Source organism: Streptomyces sp. NPDC012935 (assembly GCF_042900345.1).
Lineage (GTDB): Bacteria > Actinomycetota > Actinomycetes > Streptomycetales > Streptomycetaceae > Streptomyces.
In genome coordinates this window covers 284,414-309,631 of the sequence record NZ_JBIBBC010000001.1, presented here as the reverse complement: position 1 = coordinate 309,631, position 25,218 = coordinate 284,414, and the positions used below count along the sequence as shown (strand labels likewise).

The window sequence follows — 25,218 nt, the reverse complement described above, 5'->3', positions numbered from 1 at the left end:
CAACGCGGCGTGGAGCTGCACCGGCTTCGAGAACCGTCAGCGTCTACGACGTGAACGCGCCCAGCCTGAACGACAACGGCCGTTCCGGCCCGTTCTATGCGGTGGACGGCTTCCCCGAGCAAATCAACTCCGCCCGCCAGTGCCGGTGATGTGCCCGGCCCGTCAGCTGCCGGGTGAGGGGCGGTTCCAGGTGCGGAGCTTGTCGGGGTTGAGGGTGCCCCACACCTGGACGACGTGAGCGCCGGCGACGTCGAGGCTGATGACCGCGGCGACCTGAGGGCCGTAGCGCGCCACCAGACCGGTCAGTCCGTTGACCGGATGGGTGTGCAAGGTGGTCCGCGGATGGCGGGCCAGCAGGGTCAGCAGGGTGCGGGCGACGGGGGTGTTGCCGTGGACCGGATGGATCAAGGTCCGCACCTTGCCGCCACCGTCGAAGAAGGCCGTGGCATCGGCCGCGAGGAGGGACGTCAGGAGTCCCTCGTCGTCCGTCACGCAGGCCAGATGCACCGCTCGCACCACCGTGTCGTGCTGCCGGGCCGACGTGGGACGCGCGCGCCGGGAGCGCAGACTGTGCCGGGCCAGGTCGGCCGCTTCGGCGACCGGGGGCTCGGCAGCAGGCCATTCGGTCCGGCGCGCGATGTCGGCGATCGCGCCGGCCCTGTTCTGCTCGGGCAGGGACGGCCAGGTCAGGCAGATGCTCCCGGCGACGCCCGCGAGCCATGAGCGCGGCACCGTGATCCGCGCCCGCGCCGGTTCCGGCAGCTCGAACCACTGTCGGTAGGTCTCGTCGATGACGCGCTCCGCCGCACGGCTGCTGCCGAGCATCCAGTAGGCGACATGCAGCAGATGCCGCCGTTCGTCGAGCAACTCCGCGATCGGGACCGCGTCATCCGTACCCGCCATCGGTATCTCCCGGGCAGGGGCCACGTCGCAGGAACTACTGCTGCTTCGCGAGCCAGTCGGACAGCCTGGTCCCGGCGATGTGCGCGTCCGGACCCGGCAGGAGCGTGGTCTCCTCCAACTCGGCCCCGGAGTACGGGGCGTGCGGGTCGGTGACGACCGTGCGGGGGTCGTTCTGGGCGGAGAGCGTCTCGCGGATGAGCTCGTCGAGCTGGAACACGTCGGGGCCCGCGATCTCCACCGTGCCGTTGACGGGCTCGCCGACCGCGGTACGGCCGACGGCCGCTGCCACGTCGTCGGAGTACATCGGCTGGAACTTGGCCGGGGCCAGCCGCACCGTGTCGCCCTCGGTCGAGATGTCCGCGATCCCCTTGATGAACTCGAAGAACTGGGTGGCGTGGACGAGGGAGTAGGGCATACCGGATGCCTTGATCAGCTCTTCCTGGGCCTGCTTGGCGCGGAAGTACCCGCTCTCCTGGAGGCGGTCGGTGCCGACCACGGACAGCGCGACGTGGTGCGTCACGCCGGCTTCGGCCTCCGCATCGAGCAGGTTGGTGGTGGAGGTGCGGAAGAAGTTCATGACGGCGTCGTCCTCCCACGAAGGGGAGTTGGACACGTCGACCACGACCGACGCGTCCTTCAGGACCTCGGCGAGGCCCTCGCCCGTCAGCGTGTTGACACCGGTGTCGGGCGCGGCCGCGACCGCCTCGTGCCCGTGCTCCTCCAGCTTGCCGACGAGCTTCGAACCGATGAGCCCGGTTCCACCGATCACTACGACCTTCATGGCGGTTTCCTCTCGGAGAGAATTCTGCTCTGCACTGAAGTGACAGGACAGGGGCCCTGCTTGTGACAGCAGTTCGCACAGAAGCTCATTCGGCGAGCTTGCCGTCGGTCGAGACCTCCTCCATCAGCGAAGAGATCTCGTCGGGAACGCTCGGGATGCTCTCGCGTGTGACACCGTCCGTCGGGGACCACACGAGATTGACCTGCAGGGCGGGGTCCAGGTCGGGGTAGTCGCTGCGGTTGTGACAGCCGCGGGTCTCACGACGCTCCAGCGCCGCCTCGAGGGTGGCCCTCGCCGCCAGGGCGGCGGACTTGAGATCGAAGGCGTGCGCGAGGTCCTGGTAGCCGGCGATGTCCGGGTGTACGCCGACGTCCGCCATCCGCTTCTCGATCACCGCGAGCTCCGCCAGCCCCGCACGCAGGCCATCCTCCTCGCGTACGACTCCGGCGTGCTCGGTCATGGTGTTGCGGACGGCGCGTTGCAGGGCACGCACGTTCTCCGGCCCGTCCGCCGCGAGCAGGCCGTCGACCTCCGCACGGGCCTCGGCGATTGCCGACGCCGACCGGCGCTGCGCGGTCAGCGACTGTGAGTACGCGGCGGCCGCCTGCCCCGTGATGCGGCCGAAGACCAGCAGCTCGATGAGGCTGTTGCCGCCGAGGCGGTTGGCGCCGTGCAGCCCGCTCGACGCCTCACCGATGGCGTACAGGCCCCGCACCTCGGTGCTGTGGTCCTCGGGACGCACCCACACGCCGCCCATCGAGTAGTGCGCGGTGGGCGCGATCTCGATCGGCTCGCGGGTGATGTCCAGCATCTGGAGGTCGAGCATCGTCTGGTAGACGCGGGGGAGTCGCGTCATGATCGTCTGCCGGGGCAGATGGGAGACGTCGAGCCACACCGCTCCCTTGGGGGTGCCCCGCCCTTCCTTGATCTCCGTGTAGGAGGCCAGGGCCACGCGGTCGCGCGTGGACAGCTCCATCCGGTCGGGGTCGTAGCGGGCCATGAACCGTTCCCCGAGGGCGTTGCGCAGGATCCCGCCCTCGCCCCGGGCGGCCTCGCTGACCAGGGTGCCGGCCGCGTTCTCCGGCTCGATGATGCCCGAGGGGTGGAACTGGACCAGCTCCGGATCGCGCAGGCGGGCTCCGGCCTCCACGGCCAGGCGGAAGGAGTCCCCCGTGTTCTCGTCGCGCCGCGAGGAGGTACGCCGCCAGATCCGGGTGTGGCCGCCGGCGGCGAGGATGACGGCGTCGGCGTGGATCACGCAACGCCGTCCGGTCGCGAGGTCGAAGCCGTAGGCACCGAAGACGGCACCGTCGTGCACCAGGAGCCGGGTGACGTAGAAGCCGTCGAGGACGGGGATCTGGAGCTGCTCGGCGCGGCGGACGAGGGTGCGCTGGATCTCCAGACCGGTGTAGTCGCCTGCGAAGGCGGTGCGCCGGAACTTGTGCGCGCCGAAGAACCGCTGCGAGATACGGCCGTCCTCCTCCCGGGCGAAGGCCATGCCGAAGCGTTCCAGGTCGTCGATGCCCCGGCCGGCGCCCTGGGTGACGATCTCCACGGTGCGGGGGTCGGCGAGCAGATAGCTCTCCTTGATCGTGTCCGCCGCGTGCTGTTGCCAGCTGTCCTCGGGATCCATGGTGGCCAGCGCCGCGTTGATGCCTCCGGCAGCGAGTGCCGTATGGGCATCCTCCTTGGGGCGCTTGCCTACCGCGAGGACGTCGACACCGGCCTCGGCCAGCTCGATCGCGGCACGCAGGCCGGCACCTCCGGTGCCGATCACCAGCACCATGGTGGAAAGACGTTGTTCGGTGACTGCCACGGTCTTCTCCGATCAGGGGGCGTCACTCACTACGACCGACCGGCGGACGGATCTGTGACAGCCCTCGGCAGGAGCGGTCTCAGCCGGTCAGCGAAGCCACGTAGGGCGCCAGCTTGGCCGGATTCATGACCCACATGATGCGTTCGATGCCCCGGTCCGACACGTCGACGCAGAGCAGCGCCATCGGGTTGCCGTCGGCCGAGACGACGAGGACGGCCGGCCTGCCGTTGGCCTCGACCCAGCGCACCTGTGTCGACGGCCAGAACCGCGGGGCGAAGGCGGCGAGGTACTTGGAGACGTGATCGAGCCCGACGACCGGGATCCTGGACGCCCCGCGCATTCCGCCACCGTCGGCGTAACTGACCACGTCCTGTGTGAGCACCTCCTCCAGCACCGACAGACTGCCGGTCTGGGCCGCGGCGAGGAACGCCTCGAGCAGACGCCGGTGAGCGGTGGAGCTGACCGGCTCCCTGCGCTCCGCCGCCAGGTGTTTCCTCGCGCGGCTCACCAGCTGGCGGGTGTTGGCCTCGCTGGACTCCACGATGTCCGCGATCTGCTTGTAGGGGTAGGCGAAGGCCTCCCGCAGTACGTAGGCGGCCCGCTCCACGGGGTTGAGCTTCTCGAGGAGCAGCAGCACCGCCATGTCGAGGGCCTCGGCCCGCTCCGCACCCACCTGCGGATCCGCCCGGGTGTCGACCGGCTCCGGAAGCCAGGGGCCGACGTACGACTCACGCCGCATCCTCGCGGACTGGGCGAGGTTGATCGCCAGTCGGGTCGTGACGGTCGTCAGGAACGCCGTCGGCTCCTCGATGTCGGTGCGGTCGGTCTTCTGCCACCGCAGCCACGCCTCCTGGACGATGTCCTCGGCCTCCACGGTGCTGCCGAGCACGCGGTAGGCGATGCCGAAGAGCTGGGGGCGCGCTGCCATGAACTGCTGTGCGGCCTGGTCGAGGGGGGCTGCGTCATCCTCGGCGGGCATGGAGTCCTCCAGTCCTGGACGACCAGGCTACAAGCGGGCATCCCAGGGCGCGCGCTGCCGGGAGCCACCTTCCCCGGACGTCCGTCAGAGCTGCCCGAGCCCGGCCGCGATCCGCGAACGGGGCGGTCGGCGGGGTCGTGGCAGGCGTTGGTAGCGTCGAACACGTGCCGTGTCCGCCGGTGCGGCGCGTCGATCGACCGAGAGAGATGTGATGTCCCCGACGATCCGCAGGGCTGTGATCCCCGCCGCGGGGCTCGGCTCCCGACTGCTGCCCCTGACGAAGGCGACACCGAAGGAGATGCTCCCGGTCGGCGACAAGCCGGTCATCGAGCACACGGTGCGTGAGCTGGTGGATTCCGGCATCACCGACATCACCATCGTGGTCTCCGGCGGCAAGAGCCTCATCCAGGACCACTTCCGCCCCAACCCCGCCCTCGTCGAGCAGCTGCGCCAGGACGGCAAGACGGCGTACGCCGACGCGGTGGAGGAGGTCGCCGAGCTGGCCCGCCAGGGCCACATCACCTACCTCGACCAGTACGGCCCGTACGGCAACGGCACTCCGGTGCTGAACGCCGCCCGCTCCTTCGGCGACGAGCCCGTGCTGGTGCTGTGGCCCGACGACGTCTTCGTGGCCGAGGTGCCTCGCGCCCAGCAGCTGATCCGGGCCTACGAACAGACCGGCTGCCCGGTGCTGGCCCTGCTGCCGATGGACCCCACCGAGTCCCAGCGCTACGGCGTGCCCATCGTCAAGGAGGACCTCGGGGACGGTCAGCTGCGCATCACCGGTCTGGTCGAGAAGCCCGAGCCCGCCGCCGCGCCTTCGTCGTACGCCGCGATCGGCGGCTACGTGGTCACCCCCGGCATCATCGACGAACTGCGCGAGCAGACCCGCCGCTGGTACGAGCACCGGACCGGCGAGGTCTATCTGACCGACGCCATCAACGCCTACGCCGCCACCCGCGCGGTCTACGGCCAGGTCATCAAGGGGCGCTGGTACGACACCGGCAACCCGGCCGACTACCTGGTCGCCCAGATGGCCTCCGCCCTCGCCCACCCGGAGTACGGCCCGCTGCTGCGCGGCCTGGTCTCCGGGCTCGACGCCGACGGAGCCGCCGCCCGCCGCACGGAGACCGGGAGCTGAGCCGCCGGCACGGGGCCTCATGACACGGAGCCGCCTCATGGCCCGCGGGCTCATGAATCGCGGCCTCAGGACACGGGGCCTCATGACATGGCGCCTCATGACACGGGGCGGTCCGTTGCCGCCCGCGCCCAGTGCCGGGCGCGGATGAGTGCGATCACGGTGTCAGTCGTGCGGTCGAGGTGGCTGCGGCCCTCGGGCAGCTGGGCCACGGGGCTGATGTAGCTGCGCGGACCGAGGTGGGTGGCCGGATCGAGTCGGTGCACGGTGATCTTCCCGGCGCGGCGGGCGCGGTTCCACCCGCTGCCGCGCAGCAGCCGCCAGCGCTGCGGGAACATCCAGGTGCCGACCCGCTCGATCCAGTCGTGCGCGCTGGTGAGTTGATGCAGGTGCGCGGCCTTGGTGAGATCGTTGGCGCCGTTGTGGAACCCGCCGAGCGTGATCAGCAGGAGCGGGCAGCGCAGCCGGGTGTGCAGTTCGTCGACCGCGCCGGTGGCGACCTGGGCGCCGCCGCTGTAGCTCAGCAGCACCACGGGAATGCCGCTGCCGGGCTCGTAGCCGGCGAGCCGCAGCTGCGTGGCGGTCTGGGAGCCGACGGCCCGGTTGTACAGGGGGCGGTAGCGGTGGTCGGCGGCGACGAAGATCTGCATGACGTTGTGCAGGAACAGCAGCAGCCCGACGCGGCGGCGCAGCCAGGCCCACACCGGGCGGTCGGCGAGCGGGTCGGCCAGCGGCGAGTAGGGCTGCACCTGCCCCAGCACGCGCAGCTCCGGCGCTGCGGCGAGCACGGCCTTGACCAGCTGACCGCCGTCCCGGGTGTCGCGCACGCGGCGCTTCCCGATGCCGTCCAGGTAGACCAGGTACGCCTCCGGGGGCCGGTCGGCGGCGGCACCCCGGGCATAGGGCACCCCCTCGGGGAGCTCGCTGGTGGGGGCCCGGAAGCCGGCGCTGTAGACCAGCACCTCGTAGCGGGCCAGCAGCCCTTCGGCCAGCAGGACGGGCCCGAGCACGCAGGCCCAGAACAGGAAGTCGTTCATGCGACCGGCTCCGGTGTCCGGGGTGCACTGATCCGTACGACCAGACGCCGAACGGCCTCCACAGCGATACCGAGTCCGGCCCCGGCGACGGCCACGCAGCCGGCGGCGCCCCACCAGCCGAGCCCGGTCGCCTGCGCCAGCGGCTCGGCCAGCCCGGCGCCGACACCCACGAAGAGCAGCAGGTGCAGCAGCGGCCCGAGCAGGGGGAACGCGAGCACGGCCGAGAGCATCAGCGGCGCGACCAGGCCGGGCGTCCAGCCCATCCCGTCGCCCGGCGGCGGAGCGGACACCACCAGCTCGGCCAGGGTCCACGCGGTCAGCGGCCACAGCGCGAACACGGCGGCCTCGACGAGGCCGGCAGCAGGCAGCAACCCGGCCACGAGCAGCCGCGGCATGCCGGGCCGACGGGCCAGCAGCGGCAGGATGCGCCCGGTGGCCTCGGACAGCCCGGCGAACAGCAGCAGGAGGACGACAGCGGACATCGCTCAACCTCGCCGTGAGGGGTCGGCGGGGACCGGACGGCGGACCGAGCGGGCGGTGTGCACGTACCGCTCCAGTTCGTCGGCGGCCCGCCGGTATCCACCGGCGTCGTGCTGGGCGGCCTTGAGGGTCGTCGCGGCTGCCCGGAACGCGGGCTCGTGCAGCAGACGTCGGGCGAGGGCACGCACCGAGCCCTTGGCGACGTCCTGGGTACGGAGCGACAGGCCCGCGCCGAGCCCTACGACACGACGGGCGATCATCGGCTGGTCGGCGCCCTGCGGGACCACCAGCATCGGGACCCCGGCGTACATGGCCTCGTTGACGCTGTTCATGCCGCCATGGGTGATGAAAAGCGCCGCCCGGGCCAGCACCTCCGGCTGCGGCACGAAACGCCGGGGGAGCACGTTGGCCGGCAGCGGGCCCAGCGCGTCGGGATCGGTCTGCCCGGTGGAAACGATCACGGTCCCGCCCAGCGGGGCCAGTGCGGTGGCGAACGTACGCAGCAGCTTCGGGTCGGCGTCGAACACCGTGCCGAGGGAGGCGTACAGCACCGGGTCCTGGAGCCGGCCGGCCTCGAACGACGGGTCGATGAGGCGGGCGCCGATGCTCGGGCCGACGAACCGGTAGGACTGGTCGAAGTGCTCGACGGCGGGCTGGAAAGTCCGTGACGTGTAGACCAGGTTGAGCGGCTGACGGATGTTCAGCAGGTCGAGCGGTGGCACCCCGCGCGCGTCGAAGCGGCGATGCAGCTCCCGGCGCGAGCGCAGGTAACGCCGCACGCTGCGGGGCTGCCTGCGTGCCGCTGCCAGCAGCTGCCACGACCCGCTGGTGGGGCTGGGGACCTGCCGGTTGAAGGCGAACGTGGTGAACGACGAGGCCGCCGGCACGTCGAGTTCACGTGCGGCCACCGCGCCCCACAGACAGGAACTGTCGTGGACGATCAGGTCGGGCCGGTCGCGGCGCAGGTCGTCGAGCACCGTGGGCAGCAGCCGGACGGTGGTGTCCGCGAGGCACTCCAGCAGCGTGACCGGCGTCGGCGGATCGGGAAGCGGCGGTTCCCCTCCGGGGTAGAGACGCACGGTCGCGCCGGTGGCCTCGATCTCCGCCCGGAACGCGGGCGAGGTGTGGTACACGACGGTGTGGCCGCGCCGGACGAGCTCGGCCGCGACCGGCAGTGTCGGGTTGACGTGCCCGTGCATGCCGATGTTGAGGAACGCGATGGTGCTCACAGGCCGGCCTCCACCAGGGAAGAAGTCGATGTCCCGTGCGGGCCGGCGGCCACCGCGCTGTACGGGGCCGCCAACTCCTCGGTCCGGGACGGCAGTCCAGCCCCCGTCATGACCGGTCAGCCGAACTGGCCGGGCTGGTAGTCCCCGGCGGGCTGCTGGTTGATGACGTTGATGCGGTTGTAGGCGTTGATGACCCCGAGGAGGGAGATCAGGGCCACGAGCTGGTCCTCGTCGAAGTGCTTGGCGGCGTTGGTCCACGCCTCGTCGGAGACACCACCCGCGGCATCGGCGATGCGGGTGCCCTGCTCCGCCACTTCCAGGGCGGCGCGCTCGGCCTCCGTGAAGACCGTCGCCTCCCGCCAGACCGCGACCAGGTGGAGACGCTGCGCGGTCTCGCCGGCGTGGGCGGCGTCCTTGATGTGCATGTCCGTGCAGAAGCCGCAGCCGTTGATCTGGCTTGCGCGGATCTTCACCAGCTCCTGGACCGTGGCGGGCAGGGTCGAGTCCGAGACCACCTTGCCGGCCGAGTTGATGTGCTTGAGGACCTTGCCTGCCAGGGCGTTGCCGAAGTAGTTGAGACGCGATTCCACGGGAGCTCCTTGTCTTGAAGTGGGGTACGCCCTACTGACCGGAGTAACCCGGCACATGTGACAGGACGAGGTGTGTGAGCTGCGTCTCACCGTCCGTGAAGCTCAACTGCGCGCCACGGCACCGGAGTTCGAGGCGTTGCCGGTGCGCATGGTGGGAATGTTGAAGAAGGGACTTATGTCGCCTTCTGGGAAAAGATGCGCGCTATGTGACTGTGTGGTGCTCTGGGTCATGGAGGCTATGGCTGACCCCAGAGGAGATGGTGATATGCCTTCCATTGACAAGGCGATCGAAGAGATCACGGGTGTCCGGACCGACCTGGAAGCGGCACTTGACCCTGCCGAGCCCGACGGCGTCTTCCGCGACAGCCGTGAGTGCGCCGCCCTGGCGCTGCTCTCCGCGGACACCAAGCTGCTGCTGTCCCCGCCGACCCCTCGCCCCAAGAAGGGCTGAGCGGACGAACGGGAGCAGCTGAATGGACCAGTCAGGCACTTCGGCCCTCTTGCAGGGCGCTGTGCAGGACATCGCGTCCGACGTGGTCTCCGCCCTCCGGGGCGGAGACCACGTGCGCATGTCCGGCACAGCGGCGGTCGACGACCCCGAGGGGCAGTTCGCCCTCGCGGCCGTACGCGTGGTGGGAGCAGACCTGCTGCTGCCGCACGTACTCTTCCCGACTCCGCCCGCCTCGGACGTACTTACCGTGTTCCGGCAGACAGTGGAGGCCTTCCCGCCGCGCCCCGAAGCGGCACCCACCGTCCGATGGAGTCACTGGGCGATGCGCCGCACCCTGCTGCGCCTCGACACACCTCTGACAGGCGCATCCGCCGGGGACGGGGACACAGAACCCGACGCCGCATGGCTCGACGCGGCGACCTGGCAGGTGCTGACACACCAACTCGCGGTCCTGGCCCCTCTCGCGGTGCCCGGCGAGGACTGTGCCGTGGTCCGCGTGGCCCGGAGCCGCCCGGTCGACCTGGCCCGCGGCTTCGTACGCGCGGTGCGCCGCAGGGACTGGCAGCAGGCCGCCGGGGCGGGACGCTGGCTGACCCTGATCGAGGGCGTACCGGACACGCTCGGCCTCGAAGCGGGCCTCGACTTCGTGGAACTGATGGGCGGGATCGACCCCCGGGTGGCCCTCCAGGTCCAGGCGGCACGGGTCATGCGGGCGGCCGGAGCACTCGTATGACCGATACGACCACCGTGAGCGCCGTGGACGCAGGTGCGATCCGGGACGTAGGAGCCGCCGCGTTCGCCTGGCTGTCCGCCCACCGCGAGGACTTCGCGCTGGGCGAGGACGCGCTCACCGCCGACGGCCAGGTCGACGCCACCTGGAAACCGCTCGGGGAACTCGCCCAGACCTGTGCGAGCGTGCGCTCGCACACTCCGGCCTGGGACCCGTTGCATGCGTACGCCGCGGACCTGTTGCGGTTCGCCTGGCAGCAGACCGGCCGGGGCGAACTGTTCCTGCGCCTGCAGCGGTGGGAACCCTTCGCGACCTATCCGCTGGAGGTCTACTCCGTCTTCGCCGCGGCCGGGCTGCGGCATGCCGGGTACGAGGCAGCCGCGGCCACGACGGCCCGCACCCGCGGCTGGCGGCTCACCGAGCAGGAGCCGACCCGTCGGCTCGGCGTCCTGAAGGCCGAACGGCGCAGTGGCATCGACCGGCCGGAGCAGGCCGAGCCGGTGCTGCGCAGCACCTGGCTGGGCGGGCTGGCGGAGCCATGGACGTTCGAGCGCTCCTCGGGGTACGCGCTCACCCACGTCGTCTTCCACCTCACCGACTGGGGCCGCCTCCCCGCGGGCGTCCCCGCCGACCTGACGGCCTACCTGGCCCACTGGCTGCCGCCCTGGCTCGACACCTGCCTGGACGCCGGGATGTGGGACCTGAGCTGCGAGTTGCTGGTGGTCGCCGCCAGCCTGACGTGCCCGCCCGACCCGGCGACGCTGGAGCACGCGTGGACCCGGATCGCGCGGGCGCAGCACGACTCGGGCGCCCTGCCGCAGCAGGCCCCTCAGGGTGAGGGAGGAGCGGACGCGGAGCCGGACTTCCTGCACTGCTACCACTCCACGCTGATGGCCGCGTTCGCGGCGGCACAGACCGTGAAGTGCCTGAGCGGCGAGGCCGAAGAGGACGGCGGCGGCCACGCCGACGGCCGCGCACCGCACGCGGAAGGCGTGCGGAACCGGTACGGGGGACAAGGAGTGCCCGGATGACCGACACCCGTCTGATGCACACCGTCGGCGTGCGCGCCCTGGAGTGGCTGTGGGCCCATCGCGACGGCTTCCGCCTGGAGCCCGACGTCGATCCCGAAGTCGGCTTCCTGGAGCGCTTCAAACCGGTCGGCGAACTGGCCCTGATCTGCCGGGTGCTGTTCCGTGAAGGCGTGGCCGGCTCGCGCCAGGCCGAACTGGCGCGCAAGCTCCTCGACCACACCTGGCGGCACACCCTGGACGGCGGGCGCATGCTGGTGCGCGGCCAGCGCATCGAACCGCTCTCGCCCATCCCGTTCGAGGTGTACCTGCCGTACAAGGAACTCGGGTACAGCGAGCCCGAGGTGGAGCGTGCGACCGTCCTCTACCAGCGGCTCAACAGCTGGGCGGCCCTCGAACTGGACCCGACCCGACGCCTTGGACTGTCCGCGTTCCAGCGCCGCTTCGGCCTCACGCCCCGCACGCCCGAGGCGGACATCGTCGGCTCCACCTGGCTGGGCAGCAGGCCCGAGCCCTGGACGGTCAGCGGGCACATCGCCTACGACCTCACCCACACGGTGTTCCACCTCACCGACTGGGGAGAGCACCCCGACGGCCTGCCGCCGGACATCGCCGACTACCTCGCCATGTGGCTGCCGGTCTGGATCGACGACTGGCTGGACCTCGAGCGCTGGGACCTGCTCGGCGAACTTCTCGTCGTCGACGCCTGCCTGCCGCGCCCCACCCTGGACGAACGGGGCTGGGAGGGCTTCGCCGCCGCGCAGCAGGCCGACGGCGCCATGCCCGCCGTACGGGACATGCCCGAGGGCGAGCCGGACGACCTGTTCGACATGATCTACCACCCGACGCTGGTCGCCGCCTTCGCCTCCGTGCTGGCCACCTCCCGCGCCCTGTCCGAGCTGACGCACGCCACCTCATGACCGGCCGGTCCACGCCCTGGCCGGGCATCGCCGACGACGTGGACCGGCCACACGTGGACGACGGTCCCGGCGACGACGACGCCCTGCGCGAGCGCCTGGAGAGCGCCGCCGATGCCGTCGACGCACCCGACGTCGTCTTCGCGGTGTCCCGGCACGGCCGCCGCACGGTGCACTGCGCCGGGACGGGCCCGCCCCCGCCCGTCCCCCGGCAGGACCTGCGCTACGAGATCGGTTCGGCCTCGAAGACGTTCACCGGCCTGCTGCTGGCCCAGCTCGTCCGGCGCGGTCTGCTGACCGGGGGCGAACCGGCCGCCGCCTGCCTGGCCCCCGGCCGGCGGACCGGTCCGGACCCGGTGACGCTGGCCCACCTCATCACGCACACCGCCGGGCTGCCCGCCCTGCCGGCCGACTTCTACCGCCGGGCGCTGCCCGCCTGGCGCACCAATCCCTACGGCCGGTATCCGGCCGAGCGGGTCACGGACGCCTTCCTGCGGTACCGCCCACGGCACCGGCCCGGCACCCGCTGGCACTACTCCAACTTCGGCGTCGCCGTGCTCGGCCACGCCCTCGCGGCGGTGTGCGGTACGGCGTGGGAGGAACTGCTCGCCACGCACGTACTGCGTCCCCTCGGACTGAGCGGCACGGCCCTGCGGGCGGAGGACCCGAAAGCCGACGCCGTCGGGCACGGCAAGGACGGACGGACGCCCACTCCCGCCTTCGACGCGGGCGGCTTCGAGGCGGCCGGCGCGGTCCGTGCCACGCCGCACGACCTGCTCACCTTCCTCGAGGCGCACCTCGACCCGGCCGGTTCACCGCCGGCCGACGCGCTGCGGGCGGTGCGCACACCCGTCCTGCGGCGCGGCCCGGGACACCGGCACGTGCACACGGTGGCGTGGTTCCGGCACCCCACCGACGGCGGGCCGCTGTACTTCCACAGCGGGGCCACCCTCGGCCAGCAGGCCTTCCTGGGCTTCCGGCCGGACACGGGAACGGCCCTGGCCGCGGTGTGCACCCGCCGCTTCCGCGCCCACGACCCCTTCGTCACCACCGCGTACGGGTTCCTGGCGGAGGAGTAGCGGGGGAGCAGGGGGGAGCCGCTGGGTGCGCTGGGGGCCGGGATCGGACGGTGCGGGGACAGCGCCCCGCACCGAAGCCGTACGACTCCTCGGACCGCCTACATCTTCTGCCACAGGGCCGGAGTGGCCACCGGCGACCACCTGCCCTGGGCCTGGTGGGTCTGCAGGCACTGGTAGCGCACACCCGCGTGGGTCACCGTGGAGCCGGCCTCGTAGACGCGGCCCGCGGCCCAGGCGTCGGCCGCACCGTTGTCCTGCGGAGCGGGAACGCCCTTCTGGGCGGACGCGGTCTTCAGGACGAGGCCGAAGTCGCTGAGGATCGGGTTGATCGGCTGGTAGAAGGTGGTCCCGCCGTCCGTGCAGTCACCCGAGCCGCCGGAGGTCACGCCCTGTGCCTGGGAGCCCGAGAGGTACGGGCCGCCGGAGTCGCCCGGCTCCGCGCACACGGTCGTCTCGGTCACGCCGTTGACGGTGCCCTCGGAGTAGCTGACGCTCGTGTCGTGCTGCTCGATGGTCCCGCAGTGCCATCCGGTGGTGGAACCGGAGCGGCAGATCGACGCCCCGACGAGCGCCTGGACCGAGCCGGTGACCTGCGTACGCTGGCCGCCCTCACCCTTCACGTCGGCCGTTGCCGTCCAGTCGCTGTTCACGGCGACCCAGGACATGTCCTTGCCGGGGAACGTGGAGGCCTGGAACGTGCCCTGCTCGGACATGTCGAAGCCGGTGGTCTCGTCCTGCGGGCTACCGCAGTGGCCCGCCGAGGCGAAGCCCTGCTGGGCGCCCTTGGTGACGGAGAACCCGATGGAGCAGCGGGCCGAGCCGTTGATGTAGTAGGCCTCGCCGCCGACGAGGTCCGCGAAGAGCCGTGGCCGGTGCTCCGACAGGCGTACGCCGACGCCCTTGCCCCGGACACCCGCGGACTTGATGAAGGCGGTGGCGGCCGACCGCTTGGTCGCCTGCACGACGACCCGGTTCGTCGGCACGTCGACGTACCAGACCGGCGTGTCGCGCGTCTTGACCCGGGCGGAGGCGGCATCCAGCTTCTGCTTGACGGCTCGCAGCTCGCTCAGCGGCCGCTTGACGACCGCGGCCTTCGCGCCCTGCGCCTGAATGGCGGCCACGTCGCCGGCGTGTGTGGTGGCGACGGTGAGCTCGGCCGCGGTCGCCCCGCGCAGCCAGGCACCCGCGAAGCGCTCGCCCAGGGAATTGCGGAGGCGACCTGCGCGGACGCCCGCCTCCGCCTCGTTGACCAGTCGCTCGGCCGCCTGCCCCGGCTTCAACTTCAGGTCCCGCTCCAGGGCCCGCAACAGCGCGGCCGGCGGTCGGTCGGCACCGAGCGTCTGCGCGGCGGTGGACGCGGGCACCGCCGGCGGCGGCTCGGCCGCCGCGGCCGAGGTGGCGCCGGTGAGGGCGAGGGCGCCGATAGCGGTGAGGGCGACGCGGCGGCCCGCCGCGGTATGTCTGCCGAGCATGCGATGTACCTCCATCGAGTACAGGTGGGGTTACGACCAATGAAGGCCTTGACAAAAAGGCCTGACTCGATGTCAGAAAAGATGATTTTTCGCGCTTTGGGCGGTGTGTGGACGGGCCAGCGAGACGCACCAGAGTTTCATCATTCGTTTTCTTGAATGATTCGTGTTTAGCGCGGTAGGTTGTCTGCCATGACCGCATCCCAGACTCCGACCCCTGCCGAGGAGCTCCGCGGTGCCGGCCTGCGGGTGACGGCGGCGCGTGTGGCGCTGCTAGAGGCCGTCCGGGCCGGTGACCACCTCGGTGTCGAGGCCATCGCCTCAGGGGTGCGTGATCGCGTGGGTCATGTCTCCCTGCAAGCCGTCTACGAGGGCCTCCACGCACTCACGGCAGCGGGACTCGTCCGCCGTATCGAGCCGGCCGGCAGCCCCGCCCGGTTCGAGGGGCGTGTCGGCGACAACCACCACCACATCGTGTGCCGGTCGTGCGGTGTCGTCGCGGATGTCGACTGCGAGGTCGGCGAGGCGCCCTGTCTGACCGCGTCCGAGGACCACGGCTTCACCATCGACGAGGCCGAGGTCATCTACTGGGGCCTGTGCCCCGACTGCTCCACCGCCCGCAGTGCACCCCGAGCACTGTGATCCACCTAGTTCGGAAGGTTTCCCATGGCTGAGAACCCCGATGCGATCGTCACCGACGCCAAGACGGAGGGCACCGGCGGCGGCTGCCCCGTCGCGCATGATCGCGCTGCGCACCCCACCCAGGGCGGTGGAAACCGCCAGTGGTGGCCGGAGCGGCTCAACCTGAAGATCCTTGCCAAGGACCCTGTTGTCGCCAACCCGCTCGGTGCGGAGTTCGACTACGCCGAGGCGTTCCAGGCCCTCGACCTGGCGGCCGTGAAACGTGACATCGCCGAGGTGCTCACCACCTCGCAGGACTGGTGGCCCGCCGACTTCGGCAACTACGGCCCGCTGATGGTCCGTATGGCCTGGCACAGTGCCGGCACCTACCGCATCAGCGACGGCCGCGGCGGTGGCGGCCGTGGCCAGCAGCGCTTCGCCCCGCTGAACAGCTGGCCGGACAACGGCAACCTGGACAAGGCCCGCCGTCTGCTGTGGCCGGTCAAGAAGAAGTACGGCCAGTCCATCTCCTGGGCCGACCTCATGATCCTCACGGGTAACGTCGCGCTGGAGACGATGGGCTTCGAGACCTTCGGCTTCGCCGGCGGCCGCGCCGACGTGTGGGAGGCCGACGAGGACGTCTACTGGGGCCCCGAGACCACCTGGCTGGACGACCAGCGCTACACCGGCGACCGTGAGCTGGAGAACCCGCTCGGCGCCGTCCAGATGGGTCTCATCTACGTCAACCCGGAGGGCCCGAACGGCAACCCGGACCCGATCGCCGCGGCCCGCGACATCCGTGAGACGTTCCGCCGCATGGCGATGAACGACGAGGAGACCGTCGCCCTGATCGCCGGTGGTCACACCTTCGGCAAGACCCACGGCGCCGGCCCGGCCGACGCGGTCGGCAACGACCCCGAGGCCGCCTCCATGGAGGAGCAGGGCCTGGGCTGGAAGTCCACCTACGGCACGGGCAAGGGTGGCGACGCCATCACGTCCGGCCTGGAGGTCACCTGGACCACCAAGCCCACCCAGTGGAGCAACGACTTCTTCGACATCCTCTTCGGCTACGAGTGGGAGCTGACCCAGTCCCCGGCCGGCGCCAACCAGTGGGTGGCCAAGGACGCCGAGGAGATCATCCCCGACGCGCACGACTCGTCGAAGAAGCGTCTGCCCACGATGCTCACCACCGACCTCTCGCTGCGCTTCGACCCGATCTACGGCCCGATCTCGAAGCGCTTCCACGAGAACCCGGCCGAGTTCGCGGACGCCTTCGCCCGCGCCTGGTACAAGCTGACCCACCGTGACCTGGGCCCGAAGTCCCTGTACCTCGGCCCGGAGGTCCCGGCGGAGACGATGCTGTGGCAGGACCCGCTGCCGCAGGCCGAGGGCGAGGCCATCGACGCCGCGGACGCCGCGGCCCTCAAGGCCAAGCTCCTGGAGTCGGGCCTGACCGTCTCGCAGCTGGTCTCCACCGCCTGGGCGTCGGCCTCGACGTTCCGCGGCAGCGACAAGCGCGGCGGTGCCAACGGCGCCCGTATCCGTCTGCAGCCGCAGAACGGCTGGGAGGTCAACGACCCCGACCAGCTCGCGCAGGTCCTGCGCGTCCTGGAGGGCGTCCAGTCCGAGTTCAACTCCGGTGCCAAGAAGGTCTCCCTGGCCGACCTGATCGTCCTCGGCGGTGCCGCCGCGGTCGAGAAGGCCGCCAAGGACGCCGGCTTCGACGTGGCGGTCCCCTTCACTCCGGGCCGTGTCGACGCGACCGAGGAGCACACCGACGCGGAGTCCTTCGCCGCGCTGGAGCCGACCTCGGACGGCTTCCGCAACTACCTCGGCAAGGGCAACCGCCTGCCGGCCGAGTACCTGCTGCTCGACCGTGCCAACCTGCTCACCCTGAGCGCGCCCGAGATGACCGCCCTCGTCGGTGGTCTGCGCGTCCTGGGCGCCAACCAGGGGCAGTCCTCGCACGGCGTGTTCACGGACACCCCGGGCGTGCTGACCAACGACTTCTTCGTCAACCTGCTCGACCTGGGCACGACGTGGAAGTCGACCTCCGGCGACCAGACGACCTTCGAGGGCCGTGACGCCTCGGGCGCCGTCAAGTGGACCGGTACCCGTGCCGACCTCGTCTTCGGCTCGAACTCCGAGCTGCGCGCGCTCGCGGAGGTCTACGCGAGCGACGACGCGAAGGAGAAGTTCGTGAAGGACTTCGTCGCGGCGTGGGCCAAGGTCATGGACCTGGACCGGTTCGATCTCGTCTGATCCGACCTCGTCCGATCCGTAACGGACACGGCGTCCAGGCCGGCCCTCAGGGGTCTGCCTGGACGCCGTCGTCTGCGTACTGCTGCGGCACCAGCCGCACCCTTCACAGAAAGCGCACCCATCCCCATCAATTATTTAAGTTTCAATCGCTAGGCTCGCCGCCAGAGGAAGGGGACCGGGCGTGCTTGATGGCGACGTAGTGGTGATCGGCGGCGGCTATGCCGGAGTCCGTCTGGCCAAGCGACTGGACGCGACGGCGCGGGTCACGCTGGTGGACCGCAAAGAGGTCTTCTTCCACCGCATCGCCGCCCTGCGCGCCGGGGTTCGTCCGGAGTGGTCGCACAGCCCCTTCATCCCGTACGACCGGCTGCTGCGCAACGGCCGGGTGGCGGTGGGCAAGGCGGTCCGCATAGACACCGGCGAGCGGCAGGTGACGCTCGCGACGGGGGAGCGGCTCCCGTACGACGTGCTGGTGATCGCCACCGGCGCCGACTACCCCGAACCGGCCCGCTTCACCGGCACCACCACCGAGGAGGCGGTGAAGTCCCTCGTCGTCCATCAGCAGCACATCGCAGCGGCCGAGCACGTCCTGGTCGTCGGCGGCGGCCCCTCCGGTGTCGAGCTCAGCGCCGAGATCCGCCTCGCCAGGCCGGACGCCCGTGTCACGCTCGCCCACTCCGGGCCCGAGCTGCTGCACGCGACGGGCAGCGCGCGGGCCGGACGCAAGGCGCGGGCCTGGCTGGAATCCCATGGCGTGGACGTGTGGCTGGACTCCTTCATGTCCCCCGGCAACGACTTCGACACCTACCGGGACGCCCGTGGCAACGTCATCGAGGCCGACCGCTCCTTCTGGGCGACCGGGACCACCCCCAACACGCTCTGGCTGCGGCTGGCCGGGCTCGGGAACTGGCTCACCGGAACGGGCCATGTGAAGGTCGACCAGGCCCTGCGGGTGCAGGGGTGGCTGGACGTGTTCGCGGTCGGCGACGTGAACGACGCCACCGATCTCAAGATCACCCCGGCCGCGCTCGCCCAGGCCGACCTGGCCGCATCGAACATCCGCGCTTATCTGAACAGCGCCGGCAAGCACCGCAAGGAGCCCCGCTTCTACCGGGCGGTCCACCGCACCCCCCTCATCGTCCCGTTCGGCCCGGCCGACGGGGTGACGATGCTGCCCGTACCGGGCGGCGAGACGGCGGTCCTTGGCGGCCGCACCACCACGCTGGCCAAGTCCAAGACCCTCATGACGCCCTACATGAGACGCCAGCTCGGCTACACCGCGGCGTGACCCTGCCGTATCGAACCCCCCGAGCCGGGTACTCGGTGCCCCTACCGAGCCCGCCCAGGGCTCGTACCGGACCTCCGTGCGGCGAACGGAGTGGGCATGACGCAGAACCAGCAGAGCGCGACGCCGGCTCGGCGACCCGGGTTTCCCGAGCTGCGCCCGGTCGGGGTCGGACCCGTCGGGCCGGTCGGGAACAGCCCGGGTGAGCCGTTGCCGGGCGGATCGCGCTCGCTGAACAGCCAGGACCTCCCACAGGACCGCAGCCAGGCCATCCTGGAGGCGGCGAAGCAGGTGGGCGCACTGCTGAAACGTAAGGGGCACAGATTCGCCCTGGCCGGCAGCGTGGCCGTGTACGCGCACGGCGGGAGCGGTCATCTGCAGCACGACGCCGACTTCTGCGTGCTGCGCTCGGACGCCGAGGCGGTGGCGGGGACTCTCGCCGAGGCGGGCCTCACGGTCCGCACGCCGCCCGAGGACTGGCTGATGAAGACGACGTGCCTCGGCCAGGAGGTCGACTTCCTGTTCGAGATGGGCCACCGCCCGGTCACCCCGGACGTGCTGGCCCGCGCACAGGACGTCCCGGTCGACTCGGTGCACATGCCCGTCCTCGCACCGACCGATCTCGTGCGCGGGCTGATCGAGGCCTTCTCGGAGCACTACTGCGACTTCGGGCCGGTGCTCGCTGCCGCCCGCGCTTTGCGCGAGAAGGTCGACTGGGAGGACGTACGCGCCTCCTGCGGCGACGAGCCCATGCCGGCCGCGTTCTTCTTCCTCCTGGAGCGCCTCAACGTGATCGCCCCTCTGGAGCAGCCCCGATGAGCCGCCCCGGCGCTGAGCCGGCCCGGAACCCGGGCGGCGCACAGAACCTGGACTACCTCGTGGCCCATCTGACGGACCACCTGGCCGCCGGGCCCCTCGGCGAGCTGGGGGTACGCATCGAGATCCGAGGCGAGGCGATCCTGCTGACCGGCACCGTTCCGTCCGCCCGGTACCGCGACGACGTCCTGCGCACCGCGCGCGCGGAACTGGTGGGACACCCGGTGCACTGCGACATCGTGGTCGCGGACAGTGCCGCGCCCGACCACGCCGAGGAGGTCGAATGATCCGGATCGCGGCCGTCGGGGACATCCACATGGGCCCCGAGAGCCAGGGCGTGCTGCGGCCCTCGTTCGAGACCCTGCACGAGAGCGCCGACATCCTGCTGCTCGCCGGGGACCTCACCAGGCACGGCACCCCCGAGGAGGCCCAGGTCGTCGCACGCGAGATCAAGGACCTGGCGGTTCCCGTGGTCGCGGTCCTGGGCAACCACGATCATCACGCCGACTGCCCGGATGAGGTCACCGCCGTGCTCCAGGACGCCGGCGCGCGGGTCCTGGAGGGCCAGGCCACCGTGGTGGAGAACGGCTCCACGCGCATCGGCGTGGCCGGTACCAAGGGGTTCGGCGGTGGGTTCGTGGGCCGCTGCGCGGGCGAGTTCGGCGAGCCGATCATGAAGGAGTTCGTCCGCTACTCACGTCGCCGCGCCGACAGCCTGCGGGCCAGCCTGGAGGAGCTGCAGGGGCAGCACTGCGACGTGCGGATCGCCCTGACCCACTTCTCGCCGGTGCCGGACACCCTGGCCGGGGAGCCTCCCGAGATCTATCCGTTCCTCGGCAGCTATCTGCTGGCGGAAGCCATCGACACGGCGGGCGCCGACCTCGCGGTGCACGGGCACGCCCACCTCGGCACCGAGCACGGCATGACCAGCGGGGGCGTGAAGGTGCGCAACGTCGCCCAGCCGGTCATCGGCCGGGCGTTCCACGTCTACCACCTCGCACGGCCCGACCGGATGACGGCCGGTGCGGTGGGCGGCCCGGCGGGCTGAGCGCGCCGATTCGGTGGCTCGGCGCACCGTCCCGGTGTGGGCGAGGCCACGCCGGTCACGAGGCCAAGGGCATGTCGGACGCCAGGATCGCCGGGCTACCGTGAGAGGGATCCCCGCTCCCGCCAGTACTCGGACGGCCCTGCAGTGCTCGCAGATCTCTCCCCGCTCATCGCGGCGACCACCCAATGGCTCACGTGTTCCTACCCCGCGTACGGTGGCGCGCTCGCCGCCGCCCTCGGCGAGGTGCAGGCCCGCCAGGCCGTCACGGTGGCGGCCTGGCTGCGCTACCCGACACCGACGGACGCCGCGCTCGTCGCGATGGCCGGACCGGGCGGGTCGGCCGGCCTCGACTGGATCACCGGCGCGGACACGTCGCCCCATGACGCGGACGACTTCGCGTGGCGCACCTGGGTGGACGAGATCGTGGCGAGCTGGGCGGCCTGCCTGCTCACCGACAGCGACCTGGCCCGGCTGGCGGTCACCGAGATCGCCGAGGGCAGCCACGCGACCGGCGTGCCGGTCGAGTTCCGCCGCCTGGTGGCCCCCGACACCCAGGACCGCCAGGCAGCGGCGCTGCTGCGCCACCCGGACCTCCTCGACCCGGTGGCCGCCCTGCACCGCCCCGCCCTGCACGCGCGCCTAGACCCGGGCAGGGCACTCATCGCCTGAACCCTCGGCCGAGCGCGCTCAGGCTGAGCGCACTCAGGCTGAGCGCACTCACCTGAGCGCGCTCAGCCTGCGTCTTCCCGCCGGAGCGGCCACCGAGCCTCCGCCGGGCGCCGCCCGAGGGACATCCGCCGGTCAGTCCTTCTTGCCGCGTCCCGACAGGGCGTCGCGCAGCCGGTCGACCAGGCCGGCTCCCGGCGCCAGCAGCTTGTTCGCCGGCGGCGTGTCCGGGGCGGACGGGTGCGGGCGGGTCGGCGCCAGCTTCTTCGCCTGACGCACCTTGTCACCCAGCTCGTCCAGCGTCTGCGGGGGGCACGCCGCGCGCAGCCTCGGGAAGAGGTTCTGCTCCTCGTCGGCCAGATGCGAGCGGACCTCGGTCATCAGCATCCCGATGAGCCGGTCGAAGTCGGGGTCGTCGGCATCGCACCCCTCCAGGTCCTTCATGAGCCGCTCGGCCCGGGAGTGGTCGTCGATCTCCCGGTCGGCGATGACGTCCCCGCCCGCCACATGCTCGCGCACGGCCGGGTACAGATAGGCCTCCTCGGCCACCGAGTGCCGCACCAGCTCCATCGTGACCTGATCGGCGTACAGCTTGCGGTCCTTGTCACCGGACGGAAGCGCCTCGATCCGGCCGAAGAACTCCTCGACCTCGCGGTGATCGGTCACCAGCTCGTCGATGACGTTCCCACCATGACCCATTGCTCTCCACCTCCAGAATCGGGCGGCGATCCGGTCGGACCCGCCGCGGACCCCGAGTGCCCGCCCCCGACGGGCTCACACGGGGGCGACGCGACGAAGGGCCGGTGCGCCACGTGCCGGACGCCGTCGCGCCCGGCGCTCTCGTCGGAAGCCCCCGTCCACGACCTCCCGCTGCGCCGTCCGCCGCCCAGGGACAACGCGCCCGCTCGTCGCCGGACGCCGTATCCGGCTCGCACGCGGCCGCTCTTCCCACGGCCGCAAGCGCATCGCGCCGACGCCGGGACAGGCCCCCGGCGCCGCACGGCCCGTCCGGCCCGGCCCGCGGTCCGCGCGGGTGCCCCACCACCTTGTCCACCGCCGTGTGCACCGCGCGCTGGTGCGTCAGGGCGCCCACCTGCGCCTCGAACCGGGGACCGCCCTGCGGCCGCCCTGACGACGACGCCCCCGAGCGCTGTCCCCCCGAACGAGCCTCCTAGGGTGCGGGCATGACGTCGCAGGCATACCTCTCCGAACTGTTCTCCCTGGAAGGCCGGGTCGCCGTGGTGACCGGTGGCAGTTCCGGCATCGGCCGGGCCATCACCGAGGCCCTCGCCCGCGCGGGCGCGAGTGTCGTGGTCGTGGCCCGCAGGGAGGCCGAGCTGGCCGCGACGGTTGGGGAGTTGGAGGCACACGGCTGCCGGGCCGCCTGGGTCAGCGCCGACCTCGGCACGCGCGACGGCGTGCGGGCGGCGGCCGAGGAGGCGGTCAGGGCCTTCGGTGAGCCCGACATCCTCGTGAACAGCGCCGGGATCAATCTGCGACCGCCGCTGGGCGAGCTGGGCGAGGACGTGTGGGACACCACGATGGCCGTGAATTTGGAGGCGCCCCATCTGCTGGGGCAGCGCTTCGGGCCCGGCATGGCCGAGCGGGGCTTCGGCCGGATCATCCACGTCACCTCCCAGCAGGCCCATCGGGCGTTCGTCCAGAGCGGCGCCTACGGCGTGTCCAAGGGCGCGCTGGAGTCGCTGGCCCGTTCCCAGGCCGAGGCCTGGTCGCCGTACGGCGTCACCTGCAACACGCTCGTGCCGGGCTTCGTGATGACGCCGCTCAACGCACGCCTGTCGTCCGACCCCGAGAAGGTCGCGGCGCTCGCGGCGCGCACGATGGTCGGGCGCAACGGCCTGGCCGAGGACTTCGCCGGTGCGGCGGTGTTCCTCGCGAGCAGCGCCTCCGCCTACGTCACCGGGCAGGCGATCTTCGTCGACGGCGGGTTCTCCGTGCACTGAGCCCCCGCGAGGCCGTCGCGTCAGCGCAGGTCGAGCCGCATCAGGATGCGAGGGTGACCGGCCAGGACGGAGGTCGTGTCGGCGGCGTGGACGAAGCCCGCGCGTTCGAAGTTCTTCCGGATCCCGGCGTACGCCATCGTCAGGTCGACCCTCGCGTCACCGTTGTCCAGGGGGTACGCCTCGATCACGGGGGCGCCCCGGTCGCGGGCGAACTCGACCGCGCCGGCGATCAGGGCGTGCGTGATCCCCTGCTTGCGGTGGCCGGGCCGGACCCGGATGCATCACAGCGACCAGACCGGGAGGTCGTCGACGTGCGGGATCTTACGGTTGCGCGCGAAGGACGTGGCCGAGCGGGGTGCGACCGCGGCCCAGCCGACCGGCTCGTCACCGTCGTGGGCGATCACCCCGGGAGGAGGCTCGGCGCGGCACAACTCGGCGACGTACTCGCCGCGGGCCGGCCCCCGCAGCTCGTTGTTCAGCTTGGACGGGATCCGGTAGCTCAGACACCAACAGACGTTTGCCCCGGGCGACTTCGGCCCCAGCACCGCGCGGACGGCCTCGAAGTCCGAGGCCGGGCGAACCTCCATGGTCATGGCACCACCCTTTCACGGAGCGCGTGGGTGCGCCGCGTGGTGGCACCGCGCCGTGCGGGTACCCGAGGCGCATGAAGTGGCAACAGGTGGAGGCTTCTCCGGCGTCGGTGTACGTCCTGGTGGCGGCTCCCGGCGAGGACGCCCTAGCCGAGATCTCCGGCTTCGCCCGGGAGCAGGGGCTCGGGGCGTCGCAGGTGACGGCCGTCGGGGCCTTCTCACGGGCCGTCGTGGGGTGGTTCGACCGCGAGGCCAAGGACTACCGCCGTATCCGGGTCGACGAGCAGTGCGAGGTCCTGTCCCTCCTGGGAGACATCGCCGTCGGAGAGGACGGGCCGACCGCACACCTGCACGCCGTACTGGGCCTGTCCGACGGTACGACGCGGGGCGGCCATCTGCTGGAGGGCCGGGTGTGGCCGACCCTGGAGGTGATCGTCCGTGACAGCCCGGCGGCCCTGGCGAAGATCCACCGGCCTGAACTGGGACTTGCGCTGATCGACCCGGAATGACGCCACGCCGGGGCGCGTCACGCCGTGGCGCGGAACCTGTGCAGCATGTCCGCGATCTCCGTCTCCGAGAGCCGGCCGAAGTCCTCGTACCACTCGCCGACGGCGTGGAGAGCCGCCGGCTCCTCCAGGCACACGAGGTCGTCGCACTGGGCGCGCAGGGCGGTCAGGGTGAGTGGGCTGCCGACGGGGACCGCCAGGATCAGGCGCGCGGGACCGTGGCGGTGCAGGAAGCGCAGGGCCGCGGTGGCGGTGAGGCCGGTGGCCAGGCCGTCGTCGACGAGGATGATCGTACGGCCGTCGACGGAGGGCAGCGGGCGGCGGCCGCGGTAGACGTACTCGAGGCGGTGCAGCTCGTTGCGTTCGCGGGCGATGACATCGCCGAGCCGGTCCTCGGACAGATGCATCATGGCCAGGCTCTGCCGGTCGTAGAGCGGCGGATCGTCGGCGACGACCGCCCCGATCGGCGTCTCCGGCTGGATCGGAGTGCAGATCTCACGGGCCACCAGCACGTCGAGCGGGGCGTGCAGAGCACGGGCCACTTCGGCAGCGACGGGCACGCCGCCGCCCGGAAGGGCCAGCACGAGCGGATTGATCACATCACCGGAGTCGGCCCACTCGACCAGCCGCAGGGCGAGTGCCTGTCCGGCGTGGGTACGGTCGCGGAATGGCACGGCGCACCTCCCTGGCGCTCGGCGCGGTCGCCGGGTTCCCGGCGTGGCGGCCCGCGAAACGACACACGGTCCGCGACGTGAGCGTCGTCTGCGGGAGTGCCGGGACGACGATGCGCACATGAGGCGTGCGCACACATGAGGGATGGTGGAGCGGGTACG

The 25,218-nt window shown here is 71.6% G+C and carries 27 protein-coding genes and 1 pseudogene; 16 read left to right on the top strand and 12 right to left on the bottom strand.

Annotation, left to right across the window (positions count from 1 at the left end; all coding sequences use genetic code 11):
• Positions 1-162: 162 nt before the first annotated feature.
• The 4 genes from ACFY5C_RS01305 to ACFY5C_RS01290 form a co-directional block, all read right to left on the bottom strand.
• Positions 163-903: an RNA polymerase subunit sigma gene (locus ACFY5C_RS01305; protein ID WP_389439149.1), complete on the bottom strand. Its 741-nt coding sequence runs from the start codon at positions 901-903 to the stop codon at positions 163-165.
• A gap of 34 nt (positions 904-937) precedes the next feature.
• Positions 938-1,684 carry an SDR family oxidoreductase gene (locus tag ACFY5C_RS01300; RefSeq protein WP_389439147.1) on the bottom strand — a complete coding sequence of 249 codons (747 nt, stop codon included), beginning with the start codon at positions 1,682-1,684 and terminating at the stop codon, positions 938-940.
• Between the two features lie 85 nt (positions 1,685-1,769).
• A complete protein-coding gene (locus ACFY5C_RS01295) occupies positions 1,770-3,470 on the bottom strand; it encodes an L-aspartate oxidase (RefSeq protein ID WP_389440633.1) in 1,701 nt (566 codons plus the stop codon).
• 109 nt (positions 3,471-3,579) lie between these two features.
• On the bottom strand, positions 3,580-4,479 hold the full coding sequence (locus tag ACFY5C_RS01290) for an RNA polymerase sigma-70 factor (protein WP_389439145.1): 900 nt from the start codon (positions 4,477-4,479) through the stop codon (positions 3,580-3,582).
• Positions 4,480-4,690: 211 nt separating this feature from the next.
• Here ACFY5C_RS01290 and ACFY5C_RS01285 point away from each other — a divergent pair, with 211 nt between their 5' ends.
• On the top strand, positions 4,691-5,620 hold the full coding sequence (locus ACFY5C_RS01285) for a UTP--glucose-1-phosphate uridylyltransferase (RefSeq protein ID WP_389439144.1): 930 nt from the start codon (positions 4,691-4,693) through the stop codon (positions 5,618-5,620).
• A 95-nt stretch (positions 5,621-5,715) separates the two neighbouring features.
• Here ACFY5C_RS01285 and ACFY5C_RS01280 read toward each other — a convergent pair whose 3' ends face one another.
• From ACFY5C_RS01280 to ACFY5C_RS01265, 4 genes are all read right to left on the bottom strand, one after another.
• Positions 5,716-6,654, bottom strand: a complete 939-nt coding sequence (locus tag ACFY5C_RS01280) for a hypothetical protein (RefSeq protein ID WP_389439142.1) — start codon at positions 6,652-6,654, stop codon at positions 5,716-5,718.
• Positions 6,651-7,136 carry a hypothetical protein gene (locus tag ACFY5C_RS01275; RefSeq protein ID WP_389439140.1) on the bottom strand — a complete coding sequence of 162 codons (486 nt, stop codon included), beginning with the start codon at positions 7,134-7,136 and terminating at the stop codon, positions 6,651-6,653. The genes ACFY5C_RS01280 and ACFY5C_RS01275 overlap by 4 nt, the downstream gene beginning before the upstream one ends.
• 3 nt (positions 7,137-7,139) lie before the next feature.
• Positions 7,140-8,363, bottom strand: coding sequence for a macrolide family glycosyltransferase (locus ACFY5C_RS01270; RefSeq protein ID WP_389439138.1), 1,224 nt, complete (start codon positions 8,361-8,363; stop codon positions 7,140-7,142).
• Between the two features lie 116 nt (positions 8,364-8,479).
• Positions 8,480-8,953: a carboxymuconolactone decarboxylase family protein gene (locus tag ACFY5C_RS01265; RefSeq protein WP_389439136.1), complete on the bottom strand. Its 474-nt coding sequence runs from the start codon at positions 8,951-8,953 to the stop codon at positions 8,480-8,482.
• Between the two features lie 265 nt (positions 8,954-9,218).
• Between ACFY5C_RS01265 and ACFY5C_RS01260 the strand changes: the two genes are divergently transcribed.
• Genes ACFY5C_RS01260 through ACFY5C_RS01240 form a run of 5 tightly spaced genes read left to right on the top strand, consistent with a single transcriptional unit; the run spans position 9,219 to position 13,158 of the window.
• Positions 9,219-9,404 (top strand): hypothetical protein, encoded by a 186-nt coding sequence (locus tag ACFY5C_RS01260; protein ID WP_389439134.1) that lies wholly within the window; start codon positions 9,219-9,221, stop codon positions 9,402-9,404.
• Positions 9,405-9,426: 22 nt separating this feature from the next.
• On the top strand, positions 9,427-10,137 hold the full coding sequence (locus tag ACFY5C_RS01255) for a hypothetical protein (RefSeq protein ID WP_389439132.1): 711 nt from the start codon (positions 9,427-9,429) through the stop codon (positions 10,135-10,137).
• The gene (locus tag ACFY5C_RS01250) at positions 10,134-11,165 is read left to right on the top strand and encodes a DUF6895 family protein (RefSeq protein WP_389439130.1); all 1,032 of its coding nucleotides are present in this window, start codon (positions 10,134-10,136) and stop codon (positions 11,163-11,165) included. The genes ACFY5C_RS01255 and ACFY5C_RS01250 overlap by 4 nt, the downstream gene beginning before the upstream one ends.
• On the top strand, positions 11,162-12,082 hold the full coding sequence (locus ACFY5C_RS01245; RefSeq protein WP_389439128.1) for a DUF6895 family protein: 921 nt from the start codon (positions 11,162-11,164) through the stop codon (positions 12,080-12,082). Before ACFY5C_RS01250 ends, ACFY5C_RS01245 begins: the two co-directional genes overlap by 4 nt.
• A complete protein-coding gene (locus ACFY5C_RS01240) occupies positions 12,079-13,158 on the top strand; it encodes a serine hydrolase domain-containing protein (protein ID WP_389439126.1) in 1,080 nt (359 codons plus the stop codon). The genes ACFY5C_RS01245 and ACFY5C_RS01240 overlap by 4 nt, the downstream gene beginning before the upstream one ends.
• Positions 13,159-13,256: 98 nt before the next feature.
• Here ACFY5C_RS01240 and ACFY5C_RS01235 read toward each other — a convergent pair whose 3' ends face one another.
• Positions 13,257-14,630 carry an alpha-lytic protease prodomain-containing protein gene (locus ACFY5C_RS01235; RefSeq protein WP_389439124.1) on the bottom strand — a complete coding sequence of 458 codons (1,374 nt, stop codon included), beginning with the start codon at positions 14,628-14,630 and terminating at the stop codon, positions 13,257-13,259.
• Positions 14,631-14,819: 189 nt separating this feature from the next.
• Between ACFY5C_RS01235 and ACFY5C_RS01230 the strand changes: the two genes are divergently transcribed.
• The 7 genes from ACFY5C_RS01230 (at position 14,820) to ACFY5C_RS01200 (ending at position 21,328) form a co-directional block, all read left to right on the top strand.
• The gene (locus tag ACFY5C_RS01230; RefSeq protein ID WP_389439122.1) at positions 14,820-15,269 is read left to right on the top strand and encodes a Fur family transcriptional regulator; all 450 of its coding nucleotides are present in this window, start codon (positions 14,820-14,822) and stop codon (positions 15,267-15,269) included.
• 24 nt (positions 15,270-15,293) lie between these two features.
• Entirely contained in the window at positions 15,294-17,510 is a 2,217-nt protein-coding gene (gene katG, locus ACFY5C_RS01225) for a catalase/peroxidase HPI (protein WP_389439120.1), read from the top strand.
• Positions 17,511-17,691: 181 nt separating this feature from the next.
• Positions 17,692-18,798: an NAD(P)/FAD-dependent oxidoreductase gene (locus tag ACFY5C_RS01220; protein ID WP_389439118.1), complete on the top strand. Its 1,107-nt coding sequence runs from the start codon at positions 17,692-17,694 to the stop codon at positions 18,796-18,798.
• A 96-nt stretch (positions 18,799-18,894) separates the two neighbouring features.
• A complete protein-coding gene (locus tag ACFY5C_RS01215) occupies positions 18,895-19,614 on the top strand; it encodes a hypothetical protein (protein WP_389439117.1) in 720 nt (239 codons plus the stop codon).
• Positions 19,611-19,898, top strand: coding sequence for a hypothetical protein (locus ACFY5C_RS01210; protein ID WP_389439115.1), 288 nt, complete (start codon positions 19,611-19,613; stop codon positions 19,896-19,898). Before ACFY5C_RS01215 ends, ACFY5C_RS01210 begins: the two co-directional genes overlap by 4 nt.
• Positions 19,895-20,659: a metallophosphoesterase gene (locus ACFY5C_RS01205; RefSeq protein WP_389439113.1), complete on the top strand. Its 765-nt coding sequence runs from the start codon at positions 19,895-19,897 to the stop codon at positions 20,657-20,659. Before ACFY5C_RS01210 ends, ACFY5C_RS01205 begins: the two co-directional genes overlap by 4 nt.
• A gap of 144 nt (positions 20,660-20,803) precedes the next feature.
• Complete coding sequence (locus tag ACFY5C_RS01200; RefSeq protein ID WP_389439111.1) at positions 20,804-21,328, top strand: hypothetical protein; 525 nt, start codon at positions 20,804-20,806, stop codon at positions 21,326-21,328.
• A gap of 132 nt (positions 21,329-21,460) precedes the next feature.
• Here the strand turns inward: ACFY5C_RS01200 and ACFY5C_RS01195 are convergent, their stop codons facing one another.
• Positions 21,461-22,024 (bottom strand): hemerythrin domain-containing protein, encoded by a 564-nt coding sequence (locus ACFY5C_RS01195; RefSeq protein WP_389439109.1) that lies wholly within the window; start codon positions 22,022-22,024, stop codon positions 21,461-21,463.
• Between the two features lie 485 nt (positions 22,025-22,509).
• Between ACFY5C_RS01195 and ACFY5C_RS01190 the strand changes: the two genes are divergently transcribed.
• The gene (locus ACFY5C_RS01190) at positions 22,510-23,289 is read left to right on the top strand and encodes an SDR family NAD(P)-dependent oxidoreductase (RefSeq protein ID WP_389439107.1); all 780 of its coding nucleotides are present in this window, start codon (positions 22,510-22,512) and stop codon (positions 23,287-23,289) included.
• Between the two features lie 20 nt (positions 23,290-23,309).
• Here the strand turns inward: ACFY5C_RS01190 and ACFY5C_RS01185 are convergent.
• Positions 23,310-23,882, bottom strand: a pseudogene (locus ACFY5C_RS01185) (GNAT family N-acetyltransferase).
• A gap of 71 nt (positions 23,883-23,953) precedes the next feature.
• Here ACFY5C_RS01185 and ACFY5C_RS01180 point away from each other — a divergent pair.
• Positions 23,954-24,388: a PPC domain-containing DNA-binding protein gene (locus tag ACFY5C_RS01180; protein ID WP_389439105.1), complete on the top strand. Its 435-nt coding sequence runs from the start codon at positions 23,954-23,956 to the stop codon at positions 24,386-24,388.
• A 17-nt stretch (positions 24,389-24,405) separates the two neighbouring features.
• Here ACFY5C_RS01180 and ACFY5C_RS01175 read toward each other — a convergent pair whose 3' ends face one another.
• Entirely contained in the window at positions 24,406-25,059 is a 654-nt protein-coding gene (locus tag ACFY5C_RS01175) for a phosphoribosyltransferase (protein ID WP_389439103.1), read from the bottom strand.
• On the opposite strand from ACFY5C_RS01175, the gene ACFY5C_RS01170 reads away from it, so the two are divergent.
• Positions 25,053-25,181 (top strand): hypothetical protein, encoded by a 129-nt coding sequence (locus tag ACFY5C_RS01170; protein ID WP_389439101.1) that lies wholly within the window; start codon positions 25,053-25,055, stop codon positions 25,179-25,181. The genes ACFY5C_RS01175 and ACFY5C_RS01170 overlap by 7 nt on opposite strands.
• Positions 25,182-25,218 lie beyond the last annotated feature (37 nt).